The 524-nt window shown below is 47.7% G+C and carries 1 protein-coding gene; it reads right to left on the reverse strand.

Annotated features, from left to right (window positions below):
• The coding region (locus tag ACOSVQ_RS20640; RefSeq protein ID WP_491984304.1) for a hypothetical protein at positions 1-441 on the reverse strand (441 nt) is incomplete at its 3' end.
• Positions 442-524: the final 83 nt, after the last annotated feature.

Consider the following 524-nt stretch of genomic DNA (forward strand, 5'->3'; position numbering starts at 1 on the left):
TCGGCAGTTTGCCAACTGGTGATGCACATCCACCCGTGATTGATACGTCCATATAATTTCTGTGTGTGGCAGTCGCTTCTTCTCAAACTCTGTCCAAGCTTTCTTGCTTGAGCCTCGATACTCATCTCCCAACGAGACATAAATCAGATTCGGCGTGGCTCTTAAGTCCGAAACTTCGCCAGAATTATTCCCAGCCACCTCATAGAGCAGCGCCTGATAATCGCTAATCTTCCAGCCAAACAAGGCTTGTTTGAAATCGGTGAGCAATGACAACTGCACTTCGTCATGAGTGGTTTTGAAGTCAATCGCCAGCGCTTCTATAACATTGGTCAGCTCAACGTTCTCCGCTTCTTGCCAGTATTCGCCTTTGGGTAACAATGCTCGAAGTGCATCGGCAAAGTCAGCTTCGCTGTAGTCAATAATTACGCTGGAGGTGTCCATGTGACGGCTCCTAGTACGTGAATTTGATTACTGGCAATGGTCACAGTGTCGGTTGGCGACTTCACAATGAAGTTAGTGGTCAC

Source organism: Vibrio sp. HM8-C, from assembly GCF_058630515.1.